Origin of the sequence: Escherichia sp. WS3227_2 (assembly GCF_046486495.1) — a bacterium.
Lineage (GTDB): Bacteria > Pseudomonadota > Gammaproteobacteria > Enterobacterales > Enterobacteriaceae > Escherichia > Escherichia coli.
The window spans coordinates 1-24881 of record NZ_JBJQLG010000022.1; the positions used below are offsets into that span (position 1 = coordinate 1).

Annotated in this window: 17 protein-coding genes; 3 read left to right on the forward strand and 14 right to left on the reverse strand. The window is 53.1% G+C overall.

Annotated elements, in window-relative coordinates:
- Positions 1-138: 138 nt before the first annotated feature.
- The 6 genes from ACJHXB_RS22375 to ACJHXB_RS22400 form a co-directional block, all read right to left on the reverse strand.
- Complete coding sequence (locus tag ACJHXB_RS22375) at positions 139-1011, reverse strand: aldose 1-epimerase (RefSeq protein ID WP_000158526.1); 873 nt, start codon at positions 1009-1011, stop codon at positions 139-141.
- Between the two features lie 11 nt (positions 1012-1022).
- Entirely contained in the window at positions 1023-2117 is a 1095-nt protein-coding gene (locus ACJHXB_RS22380; RefSeq protein ID WP_019843104.1) for a zinc-dependent alcohol dehydrogenase family protein, read from the reverse strand.
- 32 nt (positions 2118-2149) lie between these two features.
- Entirely contained in the window at positions 2150-3148 is a 999-nt protein-coding gene (locus tag ACJHXB_RS22385; RefSeq protein ID WP_001276664.1) for an ABC transporter permease, read from the reverse strand.
- Positions 3149-3172: 24 nt separating this feature from the next.
- Entirely contained in the window at positions 3173-4684 is a 1512-nt protein-coding gene (locus ACJHXB_RS22390) for a sugar ABC transporter ATP-binding protein (RefSeq protein WP_000493495.1), read from the reverse strand.
- Positions 4685-4706: 22 nt separating this feature from the next.
- Entirely contained in the window at positions 4707-5690 is a 984-nt protein-coding gene (locus ACJHXB_RS22395) for a substrate-binding domain-containing protein (RefSeq protein WP_001124907.1), read from the reverse strand.
- A 96-nt stretch (positions 5691-5786) separates the two neighbouring features.
- Entirely contained in the window at positions 5787-9068 is a 3282-nt protein-coding gene (locus ACJHXB_RS22400; protein ID WP_001469529.1) for a DUF5107 domain-containing protein, read from the reverse strand.
- 117 nt (positions 9069-9185) lie between these two features.
- Here ACJHXB_RS22400 and ACJHXB_RS22405 point away from each other — a divergent pair, with 117 nt between their 5' ends.
- The gene (locus ACJHXB_RS22405; protein ID WP_001200767.1) at positions 9186-10379 is read left to right on the forward strand and encodes an ROK family protein; all 1194 of its coding nucleotides are present in this window, start codon (positions 9186-9188) and stop codon (positions 10377-10379) included.
- 197 nt (positions 10380-10576) lie between these two features.
- Here the strand turns inward: ACJHXB_RS22405 and glyA are convergent, their stop codons facing one another.
- Complete coding sequence (gene glyA, locus ACJHXB_RS22410; protein WP_000919149.1) at positions 10577-11830, reverse strand: serine hydroxymethyltransferase; 1254 nt, start codon at positions 11828-11830, stop codon at positions 10577-10579.
- 327 nt (positions 11831-12157) lie between these two features.
- Here glyA and hmpA point away from each other — a divergent pair, with 327 nt between their 5' ends.
- Entirely contained in the window at positions 12158-13348 is a 1191-nt protein-coding gene (gene hmpA, locus ACJHXB_RS22415) for an NO-inducible flavohemoprotein (RefSeq protein ID WP_000883108.1), read from the forward strand.
- A gap of 44 nt (positions 13349-13392) precedes the next feature.
- Here the strand turns inward: hmpA and glnB are convergent, their stop codons facing one another.
- The 5 genes from glnB to purL form a co-directional block, all read right to left on the reverse strand.
- A complete protein-coding gene (glnB, locus tag ACJHXB_RS22420) occupies positions 13393-13731 on the reverse strand; it encodes a nitrogen regulatory protein P-II (protein ID WP_000717694.1) in 339 nt (112 codons plus the stop codon).
- Positions 13732-13791: 60 nt separating this feature from the next.
- Complete coding sequence (gene glrR / locus ACJHXB_RS22425; RefSeq protein WP_001298983.1) at positions 13792-15126, reverse strand: two-component system response regulator GlrR; 1335 nt, start codon at positions 15124-15126, stop codon at positions 13792-13794.
- The gene (qseG, locus tag ACJHXB_RS22430; protein ID WP_001215895.1) at positions 15116-15829 is read right to left on the reverse strand and encodes a two-component system QseEF-associated lipoprotein QseG; all 714 of its coding nucleotides are present in this window, start codon (positions 15827-15829) and stop codon (positions 15116-15118) included. The genes glrR and qseG overlap by 11 nt, the downstream gene beginning before the upstream one ends.
- A gap of 164 nt (positions 15830-15993) precedes the next feature.
- On the reverse strand, positions 15994-17421 hold the full coding sequence (gene qseE / locus ACJHXB_RS22435) for a two component system sensor histidine kinase QseE/GlrK (protein ID WP_019843105.1): 1428 nt from the start codon (positions 17419-17421) through the stop codon (positions 15994-15996).
- 556 nt (positions 17422-17977) lie between these two features.
- On the reverse strand, positions 17978-21865 hold the full coding sequence (gene purL / locus ACJHXB_RS22440; RefSeq protein WP_000970168.1) for a phosphoribosylformylglycinamidine synthase: 3888 nt from the start codon (positions 21863-21865) through the stop codon (positions 17978-17980).
- A 257-nt stretch (positions 21866-22122) separates the two neighbouring features.
- On the opposite strand from purL, the gene mltF reads away from it, so the two are divergent.
- Positions 22123-23679 (forward strand): membrane-bound lytic murein transglycosylase MltF, encoded by a 1557-nt coding sequence (mltF, locus tag ACJHXB_RS22445; protein ID WP_000734212.1) that lies wholly within the window; start codon positions 22123-22125, stop codon positions 23677-23679.
- Here the strand turns inward: mltF and tadA are convergent.
- Both tadA and yfhb read right to left on the reverse strand, forming a co-directional pair.
- On the reverse strand, positions 23676-24179 hold the full coding sequence (gene tadA, locus ACJHXB_RS22450; protein ID WP_001297409.1) for a tRNA adenosine(34) deaminase TadA: 504 nt from the start codon (positions 24177-24179) through the stop codon (positions 23676-23678). The two genes, mltF and tadA, sit on opposite strands and share 4 nt — an antisense overlap.
- Before the next feature lie 57 nt (positions 24180-24236).
- A complete protein-coding gene (yfhb, locus tag ACJHXB_RS22455; RefSeq protein ID WP_000190647.1) occupies positions 24237-24872 on the reverse strand; it encodes a phosphatidylglycerophosphatase C in 636 nt (211 codons plus the stop codon).
- Positions 24873-24881: the final 9 nt, after the last annotated feature.

Below are 24881 nucleotides of genomic sequence, written 5' to 3' on the forward strand. Positions count from 1 at the left end.
GCATGACCAGCCAGGTAATGATTTACAGCGGCAAGTTTTACTTCAAATGAATGTTTCATAAACTGCACCTTCAGATGTCAGATTATGTCCAACATTTGGGGTGCAGTTCAGTGAACGCCTTATCCGGCATTTTATAAATTACAGTAACGCAACCCGCAACGACATCTCTGAAGTTGTTGATTCCCCTGGTGCAAGCGCAATGAGATCCCCCCCTTCCGGGCGATGATGGTCATCCGGCGCATGGCTCATCGGTTCCAGACAGAAGAAATCAAACGCATATCCTTTATCAAACGCCGGGTCGGAAACAAAGATGAAATAACATGGTGCAGGTGGCGTCGTTTCCATGATGATGGCATAACCCTCCTGCGGCTGCTCGATGCGGGCCTGACCATTCCATCCGGCAAAGCCATTGTTCACCCACTGGTGCGGCAACGGCGCGAGCTGGTTGAAATCCAGCTCCTGCGGTAGCTGCTCGCAAAACTCACCCGCCAGCCACTGCTCCCGCTCCAGCCAATAACCGCTCGCCTGCGCCTGAATCCGCGTTTGTGGTGACAACGGAAAATAAGGATGCAAGCCGGTACCAAATGGCAGCGTCTCTGCCCCTTGATTGGTGACAGAGAGCGTCACCGTCAGCGTATCTGCCGTTAAATGAAACGCCTGACTTACCCGATAGTGATAAACACCGCTGCGATGTTCATACACCAGACACAAGCTATCTTCGCTGCGCGAGACACATTGCCACTGCCCCAGCCAGCCGTCGCCGTGCAGATAGTGCGCATCCCACTCAACATTCGGTTGCAGTTGATACTCACGCCCCTGCCAGACAAAACGATTGCCGCTCACCCGGTTTGCAAACGGCACCAGCGGAAAACAAGAGGCATCGGTTGCCACACCGCTTTTTTTACCGGGACGTAAGAGCGGCGTCGCGTCACGCCAGAAGCCCTCGATGACGCCGCCCCGGTCAGAAACGTCCAGCTTTAGCGGCCCGTGAGATAAGGTATAGATGGTCATCCGCTGACTCCTTAATCCGGGAAGTTAATCACAACTTTCCCGCATTTACCGCTCGCCATCAGCGCATAGGCATCTCCTGCCTGTTCCAGTGAGAAGCGATGGGTAATGGCATTACGCGGCCACAGTTTCCAGTCCGTTAAATCGTGGGCGCATTTTTCCATATGGAATAGACTGGTCACCCAGGAGCCAATAATCCGCCGTTGATGATGCATCAGATCAGCGCTAACCTCGAACTCCACTTTTCCGGTTTCCCCGATGTAAACCACCCGTCCCCAGTCATCAGTGGATTGCAACGCCAGTAAGCGACCTGCGGCATTACCGGAACAATCGAGCGCAACATCCGCGCCACCGTGGGTGAGTTCGGCGATAATCTGCGGCAGACCTTCGGTGGTTGCTAAATAGCCGTGATCCATCACCCCTAACTGTTTCGCCATCGCCAGACGTTCCGGCAGCATATCAACGCCGATGATCCTTTTTGCACCGCGACCTTTCGCCAGCATCATCGCCATCATGCCGACCGGCCCCAGACCGACCACCAGCACGTTATCACTGCCGGAAACTTCGCCGCGCAAAATCCCTTCATACGCTGTACCAACGCCGCAACTGATAAACGCACCATCTTCATAGCTCAGCGCGTCCGGGAGCAGGATCAGATCTTTTTCTTCCGCCAGCAGGTATTCAGCATGGCCGCCGTCACGCTGCCAGCCGTAAGCCGCTTTTCCTTCGCCAGTACAAGAGATAGGAAAACCACGACGGCAGTTCGGGCAAAAACCACAGCCAGAAATATGATACACCAGCACGCGGTCGCCCTCTTTAAAATGGCGGCAGCCTTGCCCCATCGCCACAATTTGCCCGCACGGTTCATGACCGTTGATAAATCCCTGGTATAACGGTTTATCGGGTGCCGCCGCCGTAGCGCGGTGCTGGTGGTAGATATAGTGGACATCGCTTCCGCAAATTCCGGAGGATTTCATTTTGATCAGTACCTGGTTAATACCCGGCGTCGGCACCGCAACTTCCCGCAGATCGACGGTCGAATTTCCTGGTAAATAAGCTGCCAGCATCGTTTTCATAAATCCCTCATTAACAATACGATTAATTTTCATCCCTGCCGCACCCGCGCCAGGGGCGTTAAGGTTTAGCGTTTCGCTTTACTGCTACGCTGGGTCAGCAAGATATTCGCCAGCACCGCCACCACGATGATGACGCCGCGCACCACCTGCTGGAAAAAGGAGTTAATCCCTAGCAGCACCAGACCGTTACCGATTAGCGTAATCACCAACACACCAAGCAATGTACCAAACAGGGAACCGCGACCGCCGGAAAGTGCCGTACCACCGACCACGACCGCGGCGATGACGTCAAACTCCAGACCGTTTGCGGCACCTGCGTTACCGGAACCGAGGCGCGCCGCCAACAAAATGCCGGTCACCGCCGCTAATAATCCCGAAAGGGTAAAGATAAGAATGCGCACCCGACGAACGTTAATACCGCACAACTGTGCTGCAGTGGCATTACCGCCAACAGCAAAAACCGAGCGCCCGAAGGCGGTTTTGCGGCTGATGAACACAAACAGCGCAAACAACACCATCATGATCAGCGCGGATACCGGCACACCGAGAAATTGTCCCCCCAGCCAGTCCAGCACTTCGTTTTCGTCAATCGGCACTGGCAAGGCGTTCGTCATAAACAGCCCCATTCCGCGCAGGGCGCTCCATAAACCCAGCGTGGCAACAAAACTTGGCACGTTAAACACGCCGCGCAGCACCCCGGCGAGCGTTCCCATCAGCGCGCCTAACAGCAACACCAGCAGACAAGCTATCGCCAGCGGAACTTCAAATTGCAGCAAAAATGCCAGGCACACCGAGACAAAAGCCACCATCGGCCCAACGCTGACATCAATTTCTCCGGAGATAATAATCAGCGTCATCGCCCAGGCGGCAATCCCAATGGTGGCGGCATCGCGCAGCACGTTCATCTGGTTATTCAATGAGATAAAACCCGGCGCGTTCAGAGAGAAGACCAGATAAAGAATGGCGATCACCACCAGCAAACCGATCTCATTAATATGGCGACTGACAAATTGTTTGAGCGAGACGCTCTTGCCCTGCGGCAATGGTAATGACGAAGCAGACATCTTCAGGTTCCTCGGTAAAATTCATCAGTGCACAGACAGAATGGCGGACATCAGCTCATCCACATTGACCGGCGAGTGAAACTCCTGCGAGAACGTACCGTGCTGTAATAACAGGATGCGGTCACACACCAGCGGCAACTCCTCCACTTCACTGGAGATAAACACCACGCTTTTTCCTTCGGCAGCCAGCTCGCGGACAATACGGTAAATCTGCTGTTTGGCTTCGATATCGACGCCACGCGTTGGCTCGTCGAGCAACAAAATCTGGCTGGCGGCATAGACCCAACGACCGATCACCACTTTTTGCTGATTGCCGCCAGAAAGCGTGCCGATGGGCGTTTCGCTACTGGCAGCCTTGACCGTCATCCGCTGCATCACCTCTTCGGTCAGGCGGCGGATGGTGGACCATTGCAGCACACCGTTGGCGCTGATTTTTTGCCGATTGGTCAGCACTGTATTTTCGTCAACGCCCAGCCAGGGAATGATCCCCGCTTCTTTGCGGTTTTCTGGCGTATAGCCAATGCCGCGTTTCAGCATGTCGCCGTAATCGGGGCGCGTGATTTTCTCGCCGTTGATAACAATTTCGCCCTGTTCATACGTCTCCAGCCCAACTATGGCTTTCAACAATTCACTGCGCCCTGCCCCCAGCAGGCCAGCAATGCCGAGTACTTCGCCACGACGGAGCGTAAAGCTGATATCCTCCAGCTTGGGCTTATGGCGTAACGCACGGACTTCCAGCACGGCCTGATCGACAATTTCCTGAGGGGAAACCGGCGCAATATCAACGTGATCGCGCCCGAGCATTAGCGACACAATATGATGCGTGGAGGTGTTTTCGAGCATCACATCGCCCGCCACCTGACCATCGCGCATAACGGTGGCACAGGAGGCAATGCGGCGAATTTCTTCCATCCGGTGGCTGACATAAATCACCGCCACGCCCAGTGCCGACATCTTTTTAACCGCGCTGATCACCAGTTCAACTTCCGCACTGGCAAGCGAACTGGTAGGTTCATCAAGAATGACCACGCGCGGCTCGCCTTTCATCACCCGCGCAATTTCCACCAGCTGCTTTTGCGCCGGGCTTAGTGTTGAAACAAGTTGTTCAGGACTAACGTCAACGCCCAGCGCCAGTAAGCAACGTTGGGCATCCTGCGCCATTTGCGGGTAATCAATCATGCCGTTGCGGCGGGGCCACTGACCGAGGCAGAGGTTTTCCGCCACAGTCAGTCCCTCCACCAGACTTAACTCCTGATAAACCGCACGAACCCCCAGTTCAGCGGCACGGCGAGTCAACGTAGCTTCGTCACCTTCCAGTCGCGTCTCGCCAATCCAGATATCACCGCTATCCGGACGTTCACTGCCGGTAAGCATTCGAATGAGGGTCGATTTGCCCGCGCCGTTTTTGCCTAACAGCGCACGAACTTCGCCTTTATTGAGCGTGAAGTTAACGTTATCCAACGCAACGACGCCGGGATAACGCTTATTTCCTGCCACCACTTTTGCTACCGGGACTGCCTCTGTTGCCGTGAACATAGGGACCTCTGCGAATCAGCGATTAGGGCAGACCATCAACGTGCGTTGCCAGCCACTGTTTACCGTCTTCCGTTTTGGTATAGAGATCGATAGGCACCTGAATCACTTTTTCACCGTCGGCTTGTTTATTGATAACCTTCAATGTTTGCGCGAAAACAGCATTGCCCATTTTCTTACCGGAAATATCCACTACCGCTTTCAGCACCTGGTTGTTTTCCAGCTCCTGAGCAATTTCAGTGGTCATATCCGAACCGAAAACGGCAATTTTTCCTGCCTGATTTTGATTACGTACCGCTTTTACCGCGCCGAGTGTCGCACCGCCCGATTCGCCCATAATGGCGTTGAGATCCGGCGTGGAGATAATTAGTTTTTCACCAACGGAAATCGCTTTATCTAAAACAGTCCCTTCCTGATTAGCGACAATTTGCGCGCCGGGAACGCGGGCTTTTAATACTTCTTCAAACCCTTTACGTCGTTGCACACAAACTTCAAAGGCTTCGCAATTGATGACGGCAATTTTCGGCTGGTCAATTTTGTTGGCAATAAAATAATCGGCGGCAGCGTTACCCAATTTTTTACCAAATTCTAGCGGATCGCCGACCAGATACGCCGAGACATATTTATCGACACCCTTTTGATTAATACAGGTGTTGTAGCAAATCACCGGAATACCCGCTTCACTGGCGCGACGAACAGTACGGCTACTGCCATTTTCAGACACTGCCGATAAAATAATGGCATCGACATTACGCGCCACGAGGGTATCAACAAAGGTACTTTCTTTCGAAATATCACCCTGGGCGTTAGTTTCAATTAACTGTACCTGTACTGAAGAATCTTTTGCCGCATCCTGAACGCCCTGACGCACGCCAGCGTAATATCCCTGAGTATCAAGGTATATTGCGCCAATGGTCATTTCTTTTTCCGCAGCCCTGGCAAATAAAGCGCTACCTAATAGCGTAGCCATTAATAATAGATTACGGGTTGTTCTCATTTTTTTAGGCATAGAGCCTCCTGTAGGGTTTTTATTAACAACGGCTTATTCTAATTATTTTGTGATGAGCGGCAGCGCGTGCCGCTCAAATATTACAGTTAATAGGGTTTAGTGAACGTAGTTAAAAATAAAAGGCATCACAGTGGTGAATAATGCCGCTTTCGGCCAGGCCGGATTAATCGCCGTCAATTCAGCGCGAGCAGACTCATATTGCGCAACCTCCCCGAGTCCCGCGGACGCCAGCATCGCCACCATCAGGCATTTTTCTTTATGCTGCTGTTGTAAATCGCCATACAGCGACAACAGGTCAGGTTGTGAAACAGCAAAGAAATCCGCCTCAATACTGGTTTTCGCCATCTCTTGCGCCCACTGTTTCATTTCACTAAACAGTTGCTGTGCAGTTTGCTGTTCACCCAGCAGTCGCAGCGCCATTCCTTGCCAGAAGAGATAATCAACCGGCTGATCATTGTAATAACTGTGAATGTTAATGGTGCGATCGCCAGTCGCCGCCAGACGTAAACAACGCATCGCTTCAGTTTGATCGCCCTGCGCGTTGGCGCATATCGCCTGCCAGAACCAGATGTCGTTATCAGTTTGCCCCGGTAAACGGCCTTCGCTTAAATTCTCCGGATAATGCAGCGCGGCATGAAGCAGTTCGCTGGCCTGCTGCGGCTCTCTGGCATCAAGATGCTGCCAGGCGCGTAATAACTGGTTGAGGATAAACTGACTGGTGATCTTCCCTTCCCCGCCTTCCCACGGGTGGAATTTGCGCGTGGCGAGAATGTCCGCCGCTTTGTCTGCGTGACCCGTGAGATGCCACAAATTGAGCAGTTCTGCGGTCATGTCGTCGCGTTTCAGCGCAATTTCCAGATTATTTTCCAGACGCGCCAGTCGTTTCTCCGGTGTGGCTCCACTTAACTTATCAAGCAAATCCCGTTCGAAAAGCAGACGTGCATCCTGCGGCGCAAGCTGATAAGCATTATCAAGATAACGCGCGGCCAGCTCATAATCGTGCTGCTTATTCCACGCATGGATCGCCAACCCGCGCCAGCCGTCGGCAAACTCCGGCGACATCTCTACGCAACGCTGCCATAAGGCAATGGCTTTGCCGTAGCTACGCTTGTTGTAGTAGAAGCAGGCCAGTAAATGCCGGGCAAACCAGCACTCTTCAATACTCTCCAGCGCCGCCACTTCTTCCAGCGTATTCGGGAAACGGACAAACTGTGGGAAGACATCAATGGCTTTTGTGACCAGTTCGCCGCGTTCGGCTTTCGGCATCAAGCTGGCTTGCAAGTAAAGCGGCAGCGTGCGCTGGCAGTCCAGTGCGTTCAGCATCTCTGACGCCAGGGTGGGCATTCCCCAGTTAATCAGTTGCCCGGCGGTCATCAGGGCGTTAACGTCGCGTCCCTGACACAGACCGCGCCACTGCGCGAGGGCTGATTCGCTACGACCATCGAACCAGTTCAGCCACCACAGAGTGGCGTTCAGCGGATAATCACGCAGCAGTTTCTCGCGCTGCAAACGCGCGTTGTCCTGACGACCACTTAACACCAGCAGCAGGTTATGCAGGCAAAGCACTTCCTGGTTGGTTGGGCAGGCGCGAAGACTTTGTTGGCAAAAATCCAGACCAGCATCGAAGTGACCATTACGCGCCGCCAGGCGTGCCAGACCATAATAGCCACCCGCTTTGCTGTTCCCGCTCCAGACCGCACGCCAGAAATCCTCTTCGGCTTGTTGATATTGTCCCTGACGTTCGTAAGCACTGGCGCGAATCAAACTGGCCTGTCCACACTGCGGGTTTTTGTTCAGCGCATGTGCGCGTTTCAGCGCCTGACTGGCATACACCACCGCTTGCGGGAAATCTGCGCGGTTATATTCCAGCATCGCCAGCGCCAGGTTACAGCGATAATCCAGCGGGTCCAGCGCCACACCGCGCAGGTAGTAATCGAACGGTGAACGACTGGCGTGATGATATTGCTCCAGATGCTGACCGATAAACCAGGCTTCATCTGTACTTGCAATGTCTTGTGCTGCCAGTGGCGCTTTGGCGACGTCCGGCAACGGCAACTCCTGCGGCTGATGTTCCTGATAACTCAGTACAATATTGCCGTCGGCATCGGAGAGTTCAATGGTCAGTCTGTCAGGATTGATACCGTGCAACACGCCCTGGATGGCGGTCGCTGGTGTCAGGGCCACGGCATCATCGAGTAACGCGTTGCATTTGCCGATTTCGCGGATCGCCAGACGGTATCCTTTCAACGGAGAGATGGCATACAGCCCCCACTCAATCCCCCGCTCACTACGCTGGAGTTTTATCACCGCATCGCGGGAGGCATTTTGCACCATGCCCAGAGAATGATAAGGCAGGAAATACTGCTCGAAACGCTTCTCTTCGTACGCATCAAGCCAGGTAAAATCAGGCTGGTTATCGGCAAAAATACCGGTCATCAGTTCGATATACGGGCCGTTATTGTCGGTCAGACTCTTATCCCACGCCTGGCCAAATTCACTGTGTCCCCAACTCCACTGTTTTTTACCTGGCGCAATATGGTGGTTGGCAACGTGCAGCAAACCGCCATCTTCATCGTGACACCACGCGCCAACAAAATCGTACTGTGATTTTTCAGCCATATATGAGGTTGGAACGGGCACATTTTTATAGCGAGAAATGTCCACTCCGGCGGAGTAGTCCACTTTGTAGTAAGTGCCGGTGGCGATGGGGAAAGCGGAGACGGCCCGTTTGCCGTGATCAAACACCGCCGTTACATCCGGCGGGAAGACGCTCTGATGCCCTTCACCCCCTTTCACTGCCGGGTTGGCCCACCACAAGAAATGACGCGGCGTGGCGTTGCCGTTATAGACGCGGCTGGCGATTTCCAGCGCCGCCCGGTCAGAACGCAAGGTGAAACCAGTCATCACCTGTAAACCGTGCATCGGCTCCGTTTCGCCGACCCACACGGTTTGTGCGCCGTCTTCATGGGCTTCGAGGGTGAAATCAACGGGCATAAAGGTGGTCGGGCGATGGTGTTGCGGCCAGTTAAACTCAATCCCGCCGGAGATCCACGGCCCCAGCAGCCCCACCAGCGCCGGTTTAATGACTTCATTATGATAGACAAAATCGCGCTGTTTCACTTTATCCCACGCGCGATGCACCCGACCACCCAGCTCCGGCAGGATCATCACTTTGATGTAGTCGTTTTCCAGCCACACCGCCTGCCAGGATTTCAGGGTTTTCTGCTCGCTCAGCGTATCGGTCACGCCGTAGGGATAAACCGCGCCGGACGATCCCTGATAAACGCGATTTTCCAGGAACATAGGATGTATATCCTGCGGCCCGGTTTCATAGGTCGGGATCTCAACGCGCTCTTGCCACACTTTTACTGGAGTCATGGTGCCCTCAATATTAACAAGACATACTGAATTAAAAGATTTGTGGCAGTGTATTGAACAATCTGGCAATGTTTTCGCGGAATAATCACGCAATTAACTAAACAAGGTTTAGTGAAGATGAGAGCCTGCATTAACAATCAACAGATTCGCCACCATAACAAATGCGTGATTCTGGAACTGCTGTACCGGCAAAAGCGCGCCAATAAATCAACCCTGGCCCGGCTGGCGCAAATTTCGATTCCGGCGGTCAGTAATATTTTGCAGGAACTGGAAAGCGAAAAACGGGTGGTGAATATCGACGATGAAAGCCATACGCGCGGGCATAGTAGCGGTACATGGCTGATTGCGCCGGAAGGTGACTGGACGCTGTGCCTGAACGTGACGCCCACCAGTATTGAGTGTCAGGTTGCTAATGCTTGTTTAAGTCCGAAAGGTGAATTTGAGTATTTACAGATTGATGCACCGACGCCGCAGGCGCTGCTGTCCGAAATCGAAAAATGCTGGCATCGCCACCGTAAATTGTGGCCGGACCGTACCATCAACCTGGCGCTGGCAATCCACGGTCAGGTTGATCCGGTGACTGGCGTGTCGCAAACCATGCCGCAAGCGCCGTGGACAACGCCGGTTGAGGTAAAGTATCTGCTGGAAGAGAAGCTCGGCATTCGGGTGATGGTCGATAATGACTGCGTGATGCTGGCGCTGGCGGAGAAATGGCAAAATAATTCGCAGGAACGGGATTTCTGCGTGATCAACGTTGATTACGGCATTGGCTCGTCGTTCGTGATTAACGAGCAAATTTATCGCGGCAGTTTGTATGGTAGCGGACAGATTGGTCACACCATCGTTAATCCGGATGGCGTCGTCTGCGACTGCGGGCGTTACGGCTGCCTGGAAACCGTCGCCTCGTTAAGCGCATTAAAAAAACAGGCGCGGGTATGGCTAAAATCACAACCGGTTAATACTCAGCTTGATCCTGAAAAACTGACTACCGCGCAGTTAATCGCTGCCTGGCAGAGTGGAGAACCGTGGATCACCAGTTGGGTTGATCGCTCTGCCAACGCCATTGGTTTGAGTCTGTATAACTTCCTCAACATCCTCAATATTAATCAGATTTGGTTGTACGGTCGCAGTTGTGCCTTTGGTGAGCACTGGCTTAATACCATTATTCGCCAGACGGGATTTAACCCGTTCGACCGCGACGAAGGACCGAGCGTGAAAGCGACAAAAATTGGCTTTGGGCAATTAAGCCGCGCACAACAGGTGCTGGGGATTGGCTATTTGTATGTTGAGGCGCAGTTACGGCAGATTTGATGGCGCAATAACGTAGAAAGGCTTCCCGAAGGAAGCCTTGATGATCACAAACCTAAGATTGCCTGATGCACTACGTTTATCAGGCCTACACGGATATTGCAATATATTGAATTTGCAAAGTTTTGTAGGCCGGATAAGGCGTTCACGCCGCTTCCGGCATGAACAACGAGCACATTGTCAGCAAATCACCGTTTCGCTTATGCGTAAACCGGGTAACGTGCGCAGATGTCGAGAACTTTACCTTTGATGCGCTCAATAACCGCTTCATCATTGATGCTGTCCAGCACGTCACACATCCAGCCAGCCAGTTCTTTCGCTTCGGCTTCTTTAAAGCCACGACGGGTAATCGCCGGAGTACCCACGCGAATACCGGAGGTCACAAACGGGCTCTTCGGATCGTTCGGTACGCTGTTTTTGTTAACGGTGATGTTAGCACGGCCCAGAGCGGCGTCTGCTTCTTTACCGGTCAGGTTTTTATCAACCAGATCAACCAGGAACAGGTGGTTATCAGTGCCGCCGGAAACCACTTTGTAGCCGCGTTCCAGGAACACTTCTACCATCGCTTTAGCGTTTTTCGCGACCTGCTGCTGGTAAGTTTTGAACTCAGGCTCCATCGCTTCTTTCAGAGCAACCGCTTTACCGGCGATTACGTGCATCAACGGACCGCCCTGACCACCAGGGAAAACGGCAGAGTTCAGTTTTTTGTACAGCTCTTCGCTACCACCTTTCGCCAGGATCAGGCCGCCGCGCGGACCCGCCAGGGTTTTGTGAGTGGTGGTAGTAACAACGTGAGCATGAGGAACCGGGTTCGGGTAGACGCCAGCTGCAACCAGGCCCGCAACGTGCGCCATATCAACGAACAGGTAAGCACCGATGCTGTCAGCGATTTCACGCATTTTCGCCCAGTCAACCACGCCGGAATATGCAGAGAAGCCACCGATAATCATTTTCGGTTTGTGTTCTTTGGCTTGTTTTTCCAGATCGGCGTAGTCGATATGACCGCTAGCATCGATACCGTAAGGAACGATGTTGTACAGTTTACCGGAGAAATTAACCGGAGAACCGTGAGTCAGGTGGCCGCCATGCGCCAGGTTCATACCCAGAACGGTATCACCTGGTTCCAGCAGCGCGGTGTATACCGCAAAGTTAGCCTGGGAGCCGGAGTGCGGCTGGACGTTAGCGTAGTCAGCACCGAACAGTTCTTTCGCACGATCGATCGCCAGTTGTTCAACGATATCAACATACTCGCAACCGCCGTAGTAGCGTTTGCCCGGATAACCTTCAGCATATTTGTTGGTCAGCTGAGAACCCTGCGCCTGCATTACGCGCGGGCTGGTGTAGTTTTCGGAGGCGATCAGTTCGATGTGCTCTTCCTGACGTACTTTTTCCTGCTCCATAGCCTGCCACAGTTCGGCATCATAATCGGCAATGTTCATTTCACGCTTTAACATCCGCATCTCCTGACTCAGCTAACAATAAAATTTTTGGCCTTTATAGGCGGTCCTGTTGGACAACGGCGAACAGTATAACCGAATCATTGTGCGATAACAGGTCTTGACAAAGGAATTTACGCAAACGATTACCTTCAGGCTGCGCAAGGCTTTGGAGAATAAAGAGCTTGCAACCGGAAACGGATTTCTTTTCAGGTTTGTGATGCAAATTTTTCACTTCATCACATTCTTTCTGAAAAACACCAAAGAACCATTTACATTGCAGGGCTATTTTTTATAAGATGCATTTGAGATACATCAATTAAGATGCAAAAAAAGGAAGACCATATGCTTGACGCTCAAACCATCGCTACAGTAAAAGCCACCATCCCTTTACTGGTGGAAACGGGGCCAAAGTTAACCGCCCATTTCTACGACCGTATGTTTACTCATAACCCAGAACTCAAAGAAATTTTTAACATGAGTAACCAGCGTAATGGCGATCAACGTGAAGCCCTGTTTAACGCCATTGCCGCCTACGCCAGTAATATTGAAAACCTGCCTGCGCTGCTGCCAGCGGTAGAAAAAATCGCGCAGAAGCACACCAGTTTCCAGATCAAACCGGAACAGTACAACATCGTCGGCGAACACCTGTTGGCGACGCTGGACGAAATGTTCAGCCCGGGCCAGGAAGTGCTGGACGCATGGGGTAAAGCCTATGGCGTACTGGCTAATGTATTTATCAATCGCGAGGCGGAAATCTATAACGAAAACGCCAGCAAAGCCGGTGGCTGGGAAGGTACTCGCGATTTCCGCATTGTGGCTAAAACACCGCGCAGCGCGCTTATCACCAGCTTCGAACTGGAGCCGGTCGACGGTGGCGCAGTGGCAGAATACCGTCCAGGGCAATATCTCGGCGTCTGGCTGAAGCCGGAAGGTTTCCCGCATCAGGAAATTCGTCAGTACTCTTTGACTCGCAAACCGGATGGCAAAGGCTATCGTATTGCGGTGAAACGCGAAGAGGGTGGGCAGGTATCCAACTGGCTGCACAATCACGCCAATGTTGGCGATATCGTGAAACTGGTTGCTCCAGCAGGTGATTTCTTTATGGCTGTCGCAGATGACACGCCGGTGACGTTAATCTCTGCTGGTGTCGGCCAAACGCCAATGCTGGCAATGCTCGACACACTGGCAAAAGCAGGCCACACAGCACAAGTGAACTGGTTCCATGCGGCAGAAAATGGCGATGTTCACGCCTTTGCCGATGAAGTTAAGGAACTGGGGCAAGCACTGCCGCGCTTTACCGCGCACACCTGGTATCGTCAGCCGAGCGAAGCCGATCGCGCTAAAGGTCAGTTTGATAGCGAAGGTCTGATGGATTTGAGCAAACTGGAAGGTGCGTTCAGCGATCCGACAATGCAGTTCTATCTCTGCGGCCCGGTTGGCTTCATGCAGTTTGCCGCGAAACAGTTAGTGGATCTGGGCGTGAAGCAGGAAAACATTCATTACGAATGCTTTGGCCCGCATAAGGTGCTGTGATTTGATGTTGCCGGATGGAAACATCCGGCAACCCTTGACGCGGTTTAAATTGCCGCGTCGTCTTCTTCACCGGTACGGATACGAATGACCCGTGCCACGTCAAAGACGAAGATTTTACCGTCACCGATTTTGCCGGTTTGCGCCGTGCGAATAATGGTATCAACACAGGTATCGACAATGTCGTCCGGTACGACAATCTCAATTTTCACTTTCGGCAGAAAATCCACCATATACTCCGCGCCGCGGTACAGCTCGGTATGGCCTTTCTGGCGGCCAAAACCTTTCACCTCAGTGACCGTCATGCCGGTAATGCCGACTTCAGCCAGTGCTTCGCGAACATCGTCCAGCTTGAAGGGTTTAATAATCGCATCAATCTTTTTCATGCTATTCCTTGAAAAGGTCGCCTGTCTTTTGATCTGCTAAACGTAACACATAACGCCAATTCATTCCTTGAAATCGTTTGCATCCAGCTCGTGTCGGGAAAGCAGTTTATAAAATTCTGTCCGGTTGCGCCCCGCCATTCTCGCCGCGTGGGTGACGTTGCCTTTGGTGATTTGCAGCAGCTTACGCAAATAGTTGAGTTCAAACTGATTACGTGCCTCAACAAAGGTTGGCAGCGCCGTATTTTCACCCTCCAGCGCCTGCTCCACCAGCGCATCACTAATCACCGGAGATGAGGTCAGCGCCACGCACTGTTCAATCACGTTGACCAACTGGCGTACATTACCCGGCCAGCTAGCGGTCATCAGGCGTTTCATCGCATCGGTGGAGAACGCGCGGACAAACGGTTTATGTCGCTCTGCCGCCTGGCGCAACAGGTGATTTGCCAGTAGCGGAATGTCTTCTGTGCGCTCTGCCAGAGCCGGAATTTTCAGGCTGACAACGTTGAGGCGGTAATAGAGATCTTCACGGAATTCCCCGCGCGCCATCGCTTTTGGCAGGTCGCGGTGAGTGGCGGAAATAATCCGCACGTCGATATCAATATCGCGGTTACTGCCCAGCGGGCGCACTTTACGCTCCTGCAACACGCGCAGCAGTTTAACCTGCAACGGTGCGGGCATATCGCCAATCTCATCGAGAAATAGCGTACCGCCTTCCGCCGCCTGGAATAAACCTTCGCGATTGCTGACAGCGCCAGTAAACGCGCCACGCGCATGACCAAACAGCTCCGACTCCAGCAATTGCTCGGGCAATGCACCACAGTTAATAGCAATAAATGGTTTGCTATTGCGCGGGCTGGCGTTGTGGATAGCCTGGGCGAAAATCTCTTTCCCGGTGCCGCTCTGGCCATTAATCAAAACGCTGACGTCTGATTGCGCCACCAGCCGCGCCTGTTCCAGCAAACGCAGCATCAGCGGGCTGCGGGTGACAATCGCCTCGCGCCAGCGTTCGTCGGTGGCTGGCGCGGATTGTTCCAGCGCATCATCAATTGCCTGATATAGCGCGTCTTTATCGACAGGCTTGGTGAGGAAACTGAACACTCCCTGCTGTGTTGCAGCAACGGCATCGGGAATAGAACCATGTGCGGTAAGAATAATTACCGGCATTCCCGGCTGCACTTTCTGGATTTCAGCAAACAGCTGCATACCATCCATTTCATCCATCCGCAGGTCGCTGATAACTAAATCTACTTTTTCGCGATTCAGTACCCGTAATCCTTCAGCACCACTTTCCGCCGTGACCACGCTGTAGCCTTCGCTGGTCAGGCGCAGGCCAAGCAGTTTCAGCAATCCCGGATCGTCATCGACCAATAATAAATGCGCAGGTTTATGGCTCATCAGGAGTGACCTCATGGGTGGATGGCGCGGGCTTTTCACTCTCGTGCGGCGTATCCGGCGAGAAATTTCCAGCCGGTTTGCGGGTCGAGAGCTGGCGTTCAATATCAGTCAGGTTTTCCAGCTTGCGGGTGGTGAGTTCCAGTTGCTGCTGTAGAACGTGATGTTGCTGGCGCAATGTATCCAGCTCGCTGTCGCTGGATTGCTGGAGTTTGCCGTAGCGTTGGCGCTCTTCCGCCAGTTGCAGTTGCAGCGCCTGACCGTCGCGCCAGAGTTGATACAGAGGGCGAACCTGTGCCGGGATCTCGGTACTTAGCGCATCAATGCGCGCGACCAGCTGGCGGCGCTCATACGGCGTAATTTTGGCGTCGGCGAGCAAAATCCCTTGTTTAAAGGTCTTTTGCCAGCTGCCGTCGTCATATTGGCGGGCTTGCTGACGCGACTGCGCAGGCATTAAACGATCAGCACAATCCATCACCCGCAGCCAGTAAAGCGGATTGGTTTCGGTTGATTTACCTTGCAGCGCCCAGATGTCGCTACATTCGGTAGAAAGATAGTCAGCCAGTTGATAAACCGGAATTTTTTCTTCTGCTGGCGTATCAATAGCTGGCTTATTGTGACTCTGCACGCAACCCAGCAATGCCAGACATGGCAGCCCTGCCAGCCATAGCCGTCGGGGCAATAATCGTTGAAAAATGTGTCGCATATTCACCAGACTTAAAGCCTATCCCAGCGGACGTAATTGTTGCAGACAGTCTGGACATGGACAGCACGGAGAAACCGGAGCGTACATGTCGTACGTGAGGATTTCGAGCACTGCCCGGGGCCGAACTGACAAATAAAATAGCCTGATAGGATAGGCTGTTAGCATTATTTCGTGTTTTTCGACGACGGCAATTCAATGCGGAAACAAACGTCTTGCCCGCTCTCGTCGACCAGATACAGTTCCCCTTGCATACGGCGAATACAATCCCTGGCAATGCTTAATCCCAGACCGCTGCCCTTCACCGCCCCTTTTCGCTGGTGGCTTCCCTGAAAAAAGGGTTCAAAGATCATGGCGCGTTCCTCTTGCGGAATGGGCGTGCCTGTATTGATGACATCAATATAAACCCGCGCACCATGTAAGCTGCTGCGAAGGCAAATGTTACCGGATTCAGCCCCGTAGTGCACCGCATTGGAGTAAAGATTATCCAGTACGCTCATCAGCAGCATTGGCTCCGCCAGGCAAGCTGTTGCTTTGAGATCGACGTCGGTATGCATCATTTTAGCCCGTGCGGGCAGGCTATGAGCAGAAACCACCATTTCCACCAGTGGCGCTAACTCAACATTCTCCAGTTCCACCGCACCGTCCGCCTGTTTACGGTTGTAATCAAGCAGTTGTTCGATCAACTTTTGCAAATTGCGGCTGCTGCTATCAAGAATGCTCACCACCTCTTTTTGCTCTGGCGTAAGCGGCCCGACAACCTGGTCAGCCAGTAATTCAGTGCCCTCGCGCATACTCGCCAGCGGCGTTTTTAATTCATGAGATAAATGTCTTAAGAATTGATGACGTTGGGATTCCAGCCATGACAGGCGCTCACTTAACCAAAGAATACGTTGCCCAACCGAGCGTAACTCACTCGGTCCACTGAACGAAACGCTATTGCCCAGAGAACGCCCTTCCCCCAACCGGTTGATCATCCTCTCGATATTTTTTACCGGACCGATAATCATCCGCGTGAAAAGCAGTACCATCACCAGACTCACCAGAAATAGCACCAGCGATTGCCAACCAAAATATTGCCCACGTTCGGCGATTTCACGCTGAAGCTGCTGCCCACGAGAGAACACCACTGTGCGCGTGGCCTGTACCATTTCGGTATTGGCACTGGCAAAGGCTTCAAGACGTGCGGCGGCGGCAGCATCGGGACCGCTGTTGTTACACTGAAGTTGAGCCAGATTGTTCAAATCCTGACGTAATGCCTGGTAGAGTTTATCGTCCGGCAGCACGCCTGCGTGGGCATCGAGCATTTCGCTGTAACGCTTGCGCTGGCTTTGATAAACCTTCGCCAGGGTTGGGTCGTCCAGCACGCAATACTGACGGTAGCTACGCTCCATCTCCAGTGCCGCGTTGGTCATCGCTTCACTGCGCCGGGCATCAATAAGCGTAGTGCGGTTAACCAGCGCCGCCTGATCGCTAAGCGCATTCAGGCTTTGCCAGGCTTGCCATGCCAGCACCAACAGGGGCAGCAGAATCAGCAAAAATGCCAGCATTACCAGTTGTCGTAATGAGCGGGGAAAAACGGGCCAGCGTTTCAAGGTGTTACTCTCGTCAGACGCGAATAGCCTGATGCTAACCGAGGGGAAGTTCAGATACAACAAAGCCGGGAATTACCCGGCTTTGTTATGGAATAAGGCGGTGCCTAACTCGACGTTTCGCCCGATGGTTGATATAGCTACGCTGATATCAGAAGTTGGACGGCAGGCACCTTGTTGTGCGTCATTCGTATTTTATGTAGCACGTCCCGAAGGGGCTGACATAAGTCGGTGAATGAGCCACTGGTTACTATTATGCAGTAACTGTGCCAATAAAGAAAATAGTTTGGTAACGTACTGATTATACGCTGCTTTGAGGGATTTATGGCTTCTTCGCTATTTGAATGTAAATCAGCCACTGTGTCGCTAAAAAGAGACAACTTAAGATAAATTTATTAGATAATATTAAAATCAATGAGTTAAATGTCGCCAGAAAGCGACACGGCAAACCACCCATTGTCGTGATTTACAGACACAAAAAAGCTCCCGAAGTTGGGAGCTTATAATAGTAGTTGGTGCTTAATGCCTCATCCGGCTGCAAAACCAATGGGTTGACGGCTTACCCCAACTGCTTACGTGCATTGCGGAAAATACGCATCCACGGCCCATCCTCGCCCCAGTTTTCCGGATGCCAGGAGTTGCTGACAGTACGGAAAACACGTTCCGGGTGCGGCATCATAATGGTGACTCGACCACTTTCAGTCGTGACTGCCGTAATACCATTCGGAGAACCGTTCGGGTTAGCCGGGTAGGTTTCAGTGACTTTGCCGAAGTTATCGACATAGCGCAGTGCCACCAGCCCTTTGCTTTCCAGTGCCGCCAGATGCGCCGCATCACGCACTTCCACGCGCCCTTCACCATGAGAGACAGCAATCGGCATTTGCGAGCCCACCATCCCCTGCAACAGCAGAGACGGGCTTTGGGTTACTTCAACCAGGCTGAAACGCGCTTCAAAGCGATCGGAGGTATTGCGCACAAAACGTGGCCACAACTCACTACCTGGGATCAGTTCGCGCAGATTAGACATCATCTGGCAACCGTTACATACCCCCAGCGCCAGCGTTTGCGGACGATGGAAGAAGGTTGCAAACTCATCGCGTACACGGTCATTGAACAGGATAGACTTCGCCCAACCTTCACCGGCACCCAGCACATCACCGTAGGAGAAACCACCGCACGCGACCAGGGCGTGGAAATCCTCCAGGCCCGTGCGTCCAGCCAGCAGGTCGCTCATATGCACGTCGATAGCATCGAAGCCTGCACGGTGGAAAGCTGCCGCCATTTCAACATGCGAGTTCACGCCCTGCTCACGCAGCACAGCAACTTTCGGACGTGCGCCAGTGGCAATATACGGTGCTGCCACATCTTCGTTGATATCGAACGACAGTTTTACATTCAGGCCCGGATCGGCGTCGTTTGATTTCGCCTGGTGCTCCTGGTCGGCACACTCCGGGTTGTCACGCAGGCGCTGCATCTGCCAGGTAGTTTCTGCCCACCAGACACGCAACGTGGTGCGGCTTTCGCTGAATACAGTCTGTCCGTTGGCGGTAATCACAAAACGGTCACCGGAAACCGCCTGCCCAACATAATGGACGCAATCAGCAAGCCCATGCTGTGCCAGTACCGCTTCAACTGCTTCACGGTCAGCGGCACGAACCTGAATCACCGCACCCAGTTCTTCGTTAAACAACGCCGCCAGGCGATCGTCACCCAGAGTGGCGATATCCGCGTCAATGCCGCAATGACCAGCAAAGGCCATTTCCGCCAGCGTTACCAGCAGGCCGCCATCAGAGCGGTCGTGGTACGCGAGCAGCTTACGCTGTGCTACCAGCGCCTGAACCGCGTCATAGAAGCCTTTCAGTTGCGCGACATCGCGTACATCTGCCGGTTTGTCGCCAAGCTGACGATAAACCTGCGCCAGCGCCGTTGCGCCCAGCGCGTTATTGCCTTTGCCCAAATCAATCAGCAGCAGTGCGTTATCTTCGGTAGAAAGCTGTGGCGTGATGGTGTGACGCACATCTTCCACGCGGGCAAATGCAGAAATCACCAGCGACAGCGGCGACGTCATTTCGCGCTCTTCGTTACCTTCCTGCCAGCGGGTTTTCATCGACATAGAGTCTTTACCCACCGGGATCGTCAGGCCCAGCGCCGGACAAAGTTCTTCGCCCACAGCTTTAACGGCTTCATACAGGCCCGCATCTTCACCAGGGTGGCCTGCCGCCGCCATCCAGTTGGCGGAAAGTTTAATGCGTTTGATATCGCCAATCTGTGTTGCGGCAATATTGGTTAACGCTTCACCGACCGCCAGACGGGCAGAGGCAGCGAAATCCAGCAGCGCAACCGGCGCACGCTCGCCAATCGCCATCGCTTCGCCGTAGTAGCTATCGAGGCTGGCGGTAGTGACCGCGCAGTTAGCGACCGGCACCTGCCACGGACCCACCATCTGATCGCGCGCTACCATGCCGGTTACGCTGCGGTCACCAATGGTCACCAGGAAAGTTTTCTCCGCCACGGTCGGCAGGTGCAGCACGCGTTTCACCGCGTCAGCAATGGTAATCCCTTCACGAACCAGCGCATCACCCTTCGCTTTCAGCGTTTGTACTTCGCGGGTCATCTTCGGCGTTTTACCAAGCAGTACGTCCAGCGGCAGATCGATCGGCTGATTATCAAAATGACGATCGTGCAAAGAAAGATGCAGTTCTTCGGTCGCTTCACCAATCACCGCGTATGGCGCGCGCTCACGCTTACACAGTTCGTCAAACAGCGGTAACTGATCGGCAGCAACCGCCAGCACGTAGCGTTCCTGGGATTCGTTACACCAGATTTCCAGCGGGCTCATGCCCGGTTCGTCGCTCAGGATATCGCGCAGTTCGAATTTACCGCCGCGCCCGCCGTCGCTCACCAGTTCCGGCATGGCGTTAGAAAGACCGCCTGCGCCAACGTCGTGGATAAACAGGATTGGGTTGGCATCACCAAGCTGCCAGCAACGGTCGATCACTTCCTGGCAGCGACGCTCCATCTCCGGGTTGTCGCGCTGTACGGAAGCAAAGTCGAGGTCGGCATCAGACTGACCAGACGCCATGGAAGACGCCGCGCCGCCGCCAAGACCGATGTTCATTGCCGGGCCGCCGAGAACGACCAGCTTCGCACCAACGTTGATCTCGCCTTTTTGTACGTGATCGGCGCGAATATTGCCGATCCCGCCCGCCAGCATGATCGGTTTGTGATAACCGCGCAGCTCTTCGCCGTTGTGGCTGTTCACTTTTTCTTCATAAGTACGGAAGTAGCCGTTCAGTGCCGGACGACCAAATTCGTTGTTAAACGCCGCGCCGCCCAGCGGGCCTTCGGTCATGATGTCCAACGCGGTGACAATGCGCTCAGGCTTACCGAAATCTTCTTCCCACGGCTGTTCGAAGCCAGGAATTCGCAGGTTGGAAACGGAGAAACCAACCAAACCAGCTTTCGGCTTCGCGCCGCGTCCGGTGGCACCTTCATCGCGGATTTCACCGCCGGAACCGGTCGCCGCGCCCGGCCACGGAGAAATCGCCGTCGGGTGGTTGTGAGTTTCGACTTTCATCAGAATATGCGCCGGTTCCTGATGGAAATCGTAGCGGCCCGTTTCGTGGTCAGCAAAGTAGCGGCCCACTTCAGAACCTTCCATTACGGCGGCGTTATCTTTATAAGCAGAGAGAACGTGATCCGGCGTGGTTTCGAAGGTGTTTTTGATCATCTTAAACAGCGATTTCGGCTGCTGTTCACCATCGATAACCCAGTCGGCGTTAAAAATTTTGTGGCGGCAGTGCTCGGAGTTCGCCTGGGCAAACATATACAGTTCGATGTCGTTCGGGTTACGACCAAGCTTTGTGAAAGCATCCTGCAAATAGTCAATTTCATCTTCCGCCAGTGCCAGGCCAAGACGCAGGTTAGCGTCGATTAGCGCCTGACGGCCCTGCCCCAGCAAATCAACGCTGGTGACCGGAGTCGGTTGATGGTGTGCAAACAGCTGCTCTGCATCATCTAAAGCAAAAAAGACCGTTTCCATCATGCGGTCGTGCAGTTCAGCGGTAACCTGCTGCCATTGTTCATTGGTCAGCGTACCGGCTTCTATATAGTAAGCCACGCCGCGCTCAAGACGGTTTACCTGTTGCAGCCCGCAGTTATGGGCAATATCGGTCGCTTTCGAAGACCAGGGAGAGATGGTGCCAGGACGCGGGGTCACCAGCAAGAGTTTGCCTTGCGGGGCGTGGCTGGCGAGTGCCGGGCCATATTTCAGCAGGCGTTCAAGTTGTGCGTGCTCATCATCGTTTAACGGCGCATTGAGGTCAGCAAAATGGACATACTCGGCGTAAATAGTGTGAACCGGGAGCCTGGCAGCCTGAAAACGTGCCAGCAGTTTGTTGATTCGGAATGCCGACAATGCAGGCGAACCACGCAGAATTTCCATCATAAGTCTCTCGTCTTCTAAGCTTTCGGTGTACCCAAGGGGGGGAAACGGGCGTCATTATAAAGAATCTGATGCGCTGACGAAACCGTTTGCGTGGAAATAAAATCACCATCGTGAATTAGCAACGCGTGCCGCCAATGGCTGTAATAAGTTGCCAACTGGCGCAGGTTTACGCAAAATGCCGCTCATTTATGAGTAAACCTTTCACTATTATTACGTTTTTTCAAGCTGGGACGCGCACGACACAGAGAATTAACTAATTGAAAAAATTAAAGATTAATTATCTGTTCATCGGCATTCTGGCACTGCTACTCGCGGTCGCTCTCTGGCCATCCATTCCCTGGTTTGGTAAAGCCGACAACCGTATCGCCGCCATTCAAGCGCGGGGAGAGTTGCGTGTGAGCACCATTCATACTCCCCTGACGTATAACGAAATCAACGGGAAACCTTTTGGCCTGGATTACGAACTGGCGAAACAGTTTGCCGATTACCTCGGCGTAAAACTGAAAGTGACCGTGCGGCAGAATATCAGCCAGCTGTTTGACGACCTCGATAATGGTAACGCCGACCTGCTGGCGGCAGGCCTGGTCTATAACAGTGAGCGGGTAAAAAATTATCAGCCTGGCCCTACCTATTATTCCGTGTCACAACAACTGGTTTATAAAGTGGGTCAGTATCGCCCACGTACACTGGGCAACCTGACGGCGGAGCAACTCACCGTTGCACCGGGTCATGTGGTGGTTAACGATCTCCAGACCCTGAAAGAAACAAAATTCCCGGAGTTAAGCTGGAAGGTTGACGACAAAAAAGGCTCTGCGGAATTAATGGAAGATGTCATCGAAGGAAAACTCGATTACACCATTGCTGATTCTGTTGCCATTAGCCTGTTTCAGCGCGTTCATCCGGAACTCGCCGTAGCGCTCGACATTACCGATGAACAACCGGTGACCTGGTTTAGCCCATTAGATGGCGATAATACCCTTTCCGCCGCTCTGCTCGATTTCTTCAACGAAATGAATGAAGACGGTACTCTGGCACGCATTGAAGAGAAATACCTGGGGCATGGCGATGATTTTGATTACGTCGATACGCGCACATTTTTACGCGCCGTCGATGCGGTACTGCCGCAGTTAAAGCCCCTGTTTGAGAAATACGCCGAAGAAATTGACTGGCGTTTGCTGGCCGCTATTGCTTATCAGGAATCGCACTGGGATGCGCAGGCCACTTCACCGACGGGTGTGCGCGGCATGATGATGTTAACCAAAAACACCGCGCAAAGCCTCGGCATTACGGATCGTACCGATGCCGAACAGAGCATCAGCGGCGGCGTGCGTTATTTGCAGGATATGATGAGTAAAGTGCCGGAAAGTGTGCCGGAGAACGAACGGATTTGGTTTGCCCTCGCCGCGTACAATATGGGCTATGCGCATATGCTGGATGCCCGCGCTCTGACGGCAAAAACCAAAGGGAATCCTGACAGTTGGGCTGACGTAAAACAGCGTCTGCCTTTACTTAGCCAGAAACCCTATTACAGCAAGCTGACTTACGGCTACGCGCGTGGGCATGAAGCCTACGCTTATGTCGAAAATATTCGTAAGTATCAGATTAGCCTGGTGGGTTATCTGCAAGAGAAAGAGAAGCAGGCTACAGAAGCGGCGATGCAACTGGCGCAGGATTATCCGGCGGTATCGCCTACGGAGTTGGGCAAAGAGAAATTTCCTTTTCTCTCGTTTCTTTCCCAGTCGTCATCAAACTATTTGACCCACTCTCCCTCTCTGCTGTTTTCCAGGAAAGGGAGTGAAGAGAAACAAAATTAATCCGTCGAGGATTGCGCTTTTTTCTGCGCTTTAATTTCCTGGCGGCGCATGCGAAAGAAGTCACTGAGCAACGCCGCGCACTCATCCGCCAGTATTCCTTCGGTAATTTCCACTCGGTGATTCATACCCGGATGATGCAGCACATCCATTAAAGATCCCGCAGCGCCAGTTTTCGCGTCACGCGCACCAAAGACCACGCGACCAATGCGACTGTGGATCATCGCTCCGGCACACATTACACAGGGTTCAAGCGTGACATACAACGTGGCGTCGATCAGACGATAATTTTGCATCACCAGACCGCCCTGCCGCAGAGCCATGATTTCTGCATGTGCGGTGGGATCATGTCGACCAATCGGACGGTTCCAACCTTCGCCGATTACCCGATTGTTATGCACTAATACCGCGCCGACCGGCACTTCCCGCTCATCCCAGGCACGCTTCGCCAGCGTCAATGCATGACGCATCCAGTATTCGTGGCTAAATTCGACTTCAGACAAAAAGAAAACTCCGGTTATAAAAGCGCGGCGCATTATACACGGACGCTATGCTTTACTCTATTCCAGTTGCTGGAGTTCACCGCGCGGGGTTACTCGCCAACGATGCTGACAGAAATAAAGCAGCGGGTTGTCCTGATTACTGTCGCTATAGCCACTGTACAACCGCAGTGGCGTGCCGATTTTACGCTCCAGTTGCGCGACCTTCTCATGCCCGAGGCAACGCATCGTCAATACCCAACCACCATAGCCACGCTGAATCTGACTGGCGATAAGATTAACCCGCGGCAGCCAGGGCGTATCGAAATAAACCGCTTCAACCAGCGGCTGCGGAGAGCCGGTAATCAACCAGATATCAGCATCGGAACTTAACAGGTAGGTGGTTAATCGCTCCTGAACCAGCGGAAAGGCGGTAACATTGCCACGAAACCAGCGTACGAAATCGGCCTGCAACGCCTGCAAACGCGCTTCATTGTGACCAAAAGTGCATCCCCACAGAAGCAGACTCATCGGCCAGCGTGCCGCACGACCTTTTATCAATAACGCAATGGCTATGATCGGCAACAACGGCAGGACAAGTAACGCATTCAGCGGTTGGCGACGCAGTAAATAACGCAAAAAACTGCCGAACATATCCTGCTGATGCAATGTTCCATCTAAGTCAAAAAACACCACACGACGCTCGTGAGTTGCCAAACCATACTC

Coding starts and splice junctions, on each gene's coding strand:
- ACJHXB_RS22375 (WP_000158526.1), bottom strand. CDS start 1,011: ATGACCATCTATACCTTATCTCACGGGCCGCTAAAGCTGGACGTTTCT.
- ACJHXB_RS22380 (WP_019843104.1), bottom strand. CDS start 2,117: ATGAAAATTAATCGTATTGTTAATGAGGGATTTATGAAAACGATGCTG.
- ACJHXB_RS22385 (WP_001276664.1), bottom strand. CDS start 3,148: ATGTCTGCTTCGTCATTACCATTGCCGCAGGGCAAGAGCGTCTCGCTC.
- ACJHXB_RS22390 (WP_000493495.1), bottom strand. CDS start 4,684: ATGTTCACGGCAACAGAGGCAGTCCCGGTAGCAAAAGTGGTGGCAGGA.
- ACJHXB_RS22395 (WP_001124907.1), bottom strand. CDS start 5,690: ATGCCTAAAAAAATGAGAACAACCCGTAATCTATTATTAATGGCTACG.
- ACJHXB_RS22400 (WP_001469529.1), bottom strand. CDS start 9,068: ATGACTCCAGTAAAAGTGTGGCAAGAGCGCGTTGAGATCCCGACCTAT.
- ACJHXB_RS22405 (WP_001200767.1), top strand. CDS start 9,186: ATGAGAGCCTGCATTAACAATCAACAGATTCGCCACCATAACAAATGC.
- glyA (WP_000919149.1), bottom strand. CDS start 11,830: ATGTTAAAGCGTGAAATGAACATTGCCGATTATGATGCCGAACTGTGG.
- hmpA (WP_000883108.1), top strand. CDS start 12,158: ATGCTTGACGCTCAAACCATCGCTACAGTAAAAGCCACCATCCCTTTA.
- glnB (WP_000717694.1), bottom strand. CDS start 13,731: ATGAAAAAGATTGATGCGATTATTAAACCCTTCAAGCTGGACGATGTT.
- glrR (WP_001298983.1), bottom strand. CDS start 15,126: ATGAGCCATAAACCTGCGCATTTATTATTGGTCGATGACGATCCGGGA.
- qseG (WP_001215895.1), bottom strand. CDS start 15,829: ATGCGACACATTTTTCAACGATTATTGCCCCGACGGCTATGGCTGGCA.
- purL (WP_000970168.1), bottom strand. CDS start 21,865: ATGATGGAAATTCTGCGTGGTTCGCCTGCATTGTCGGCATTCCGAATC.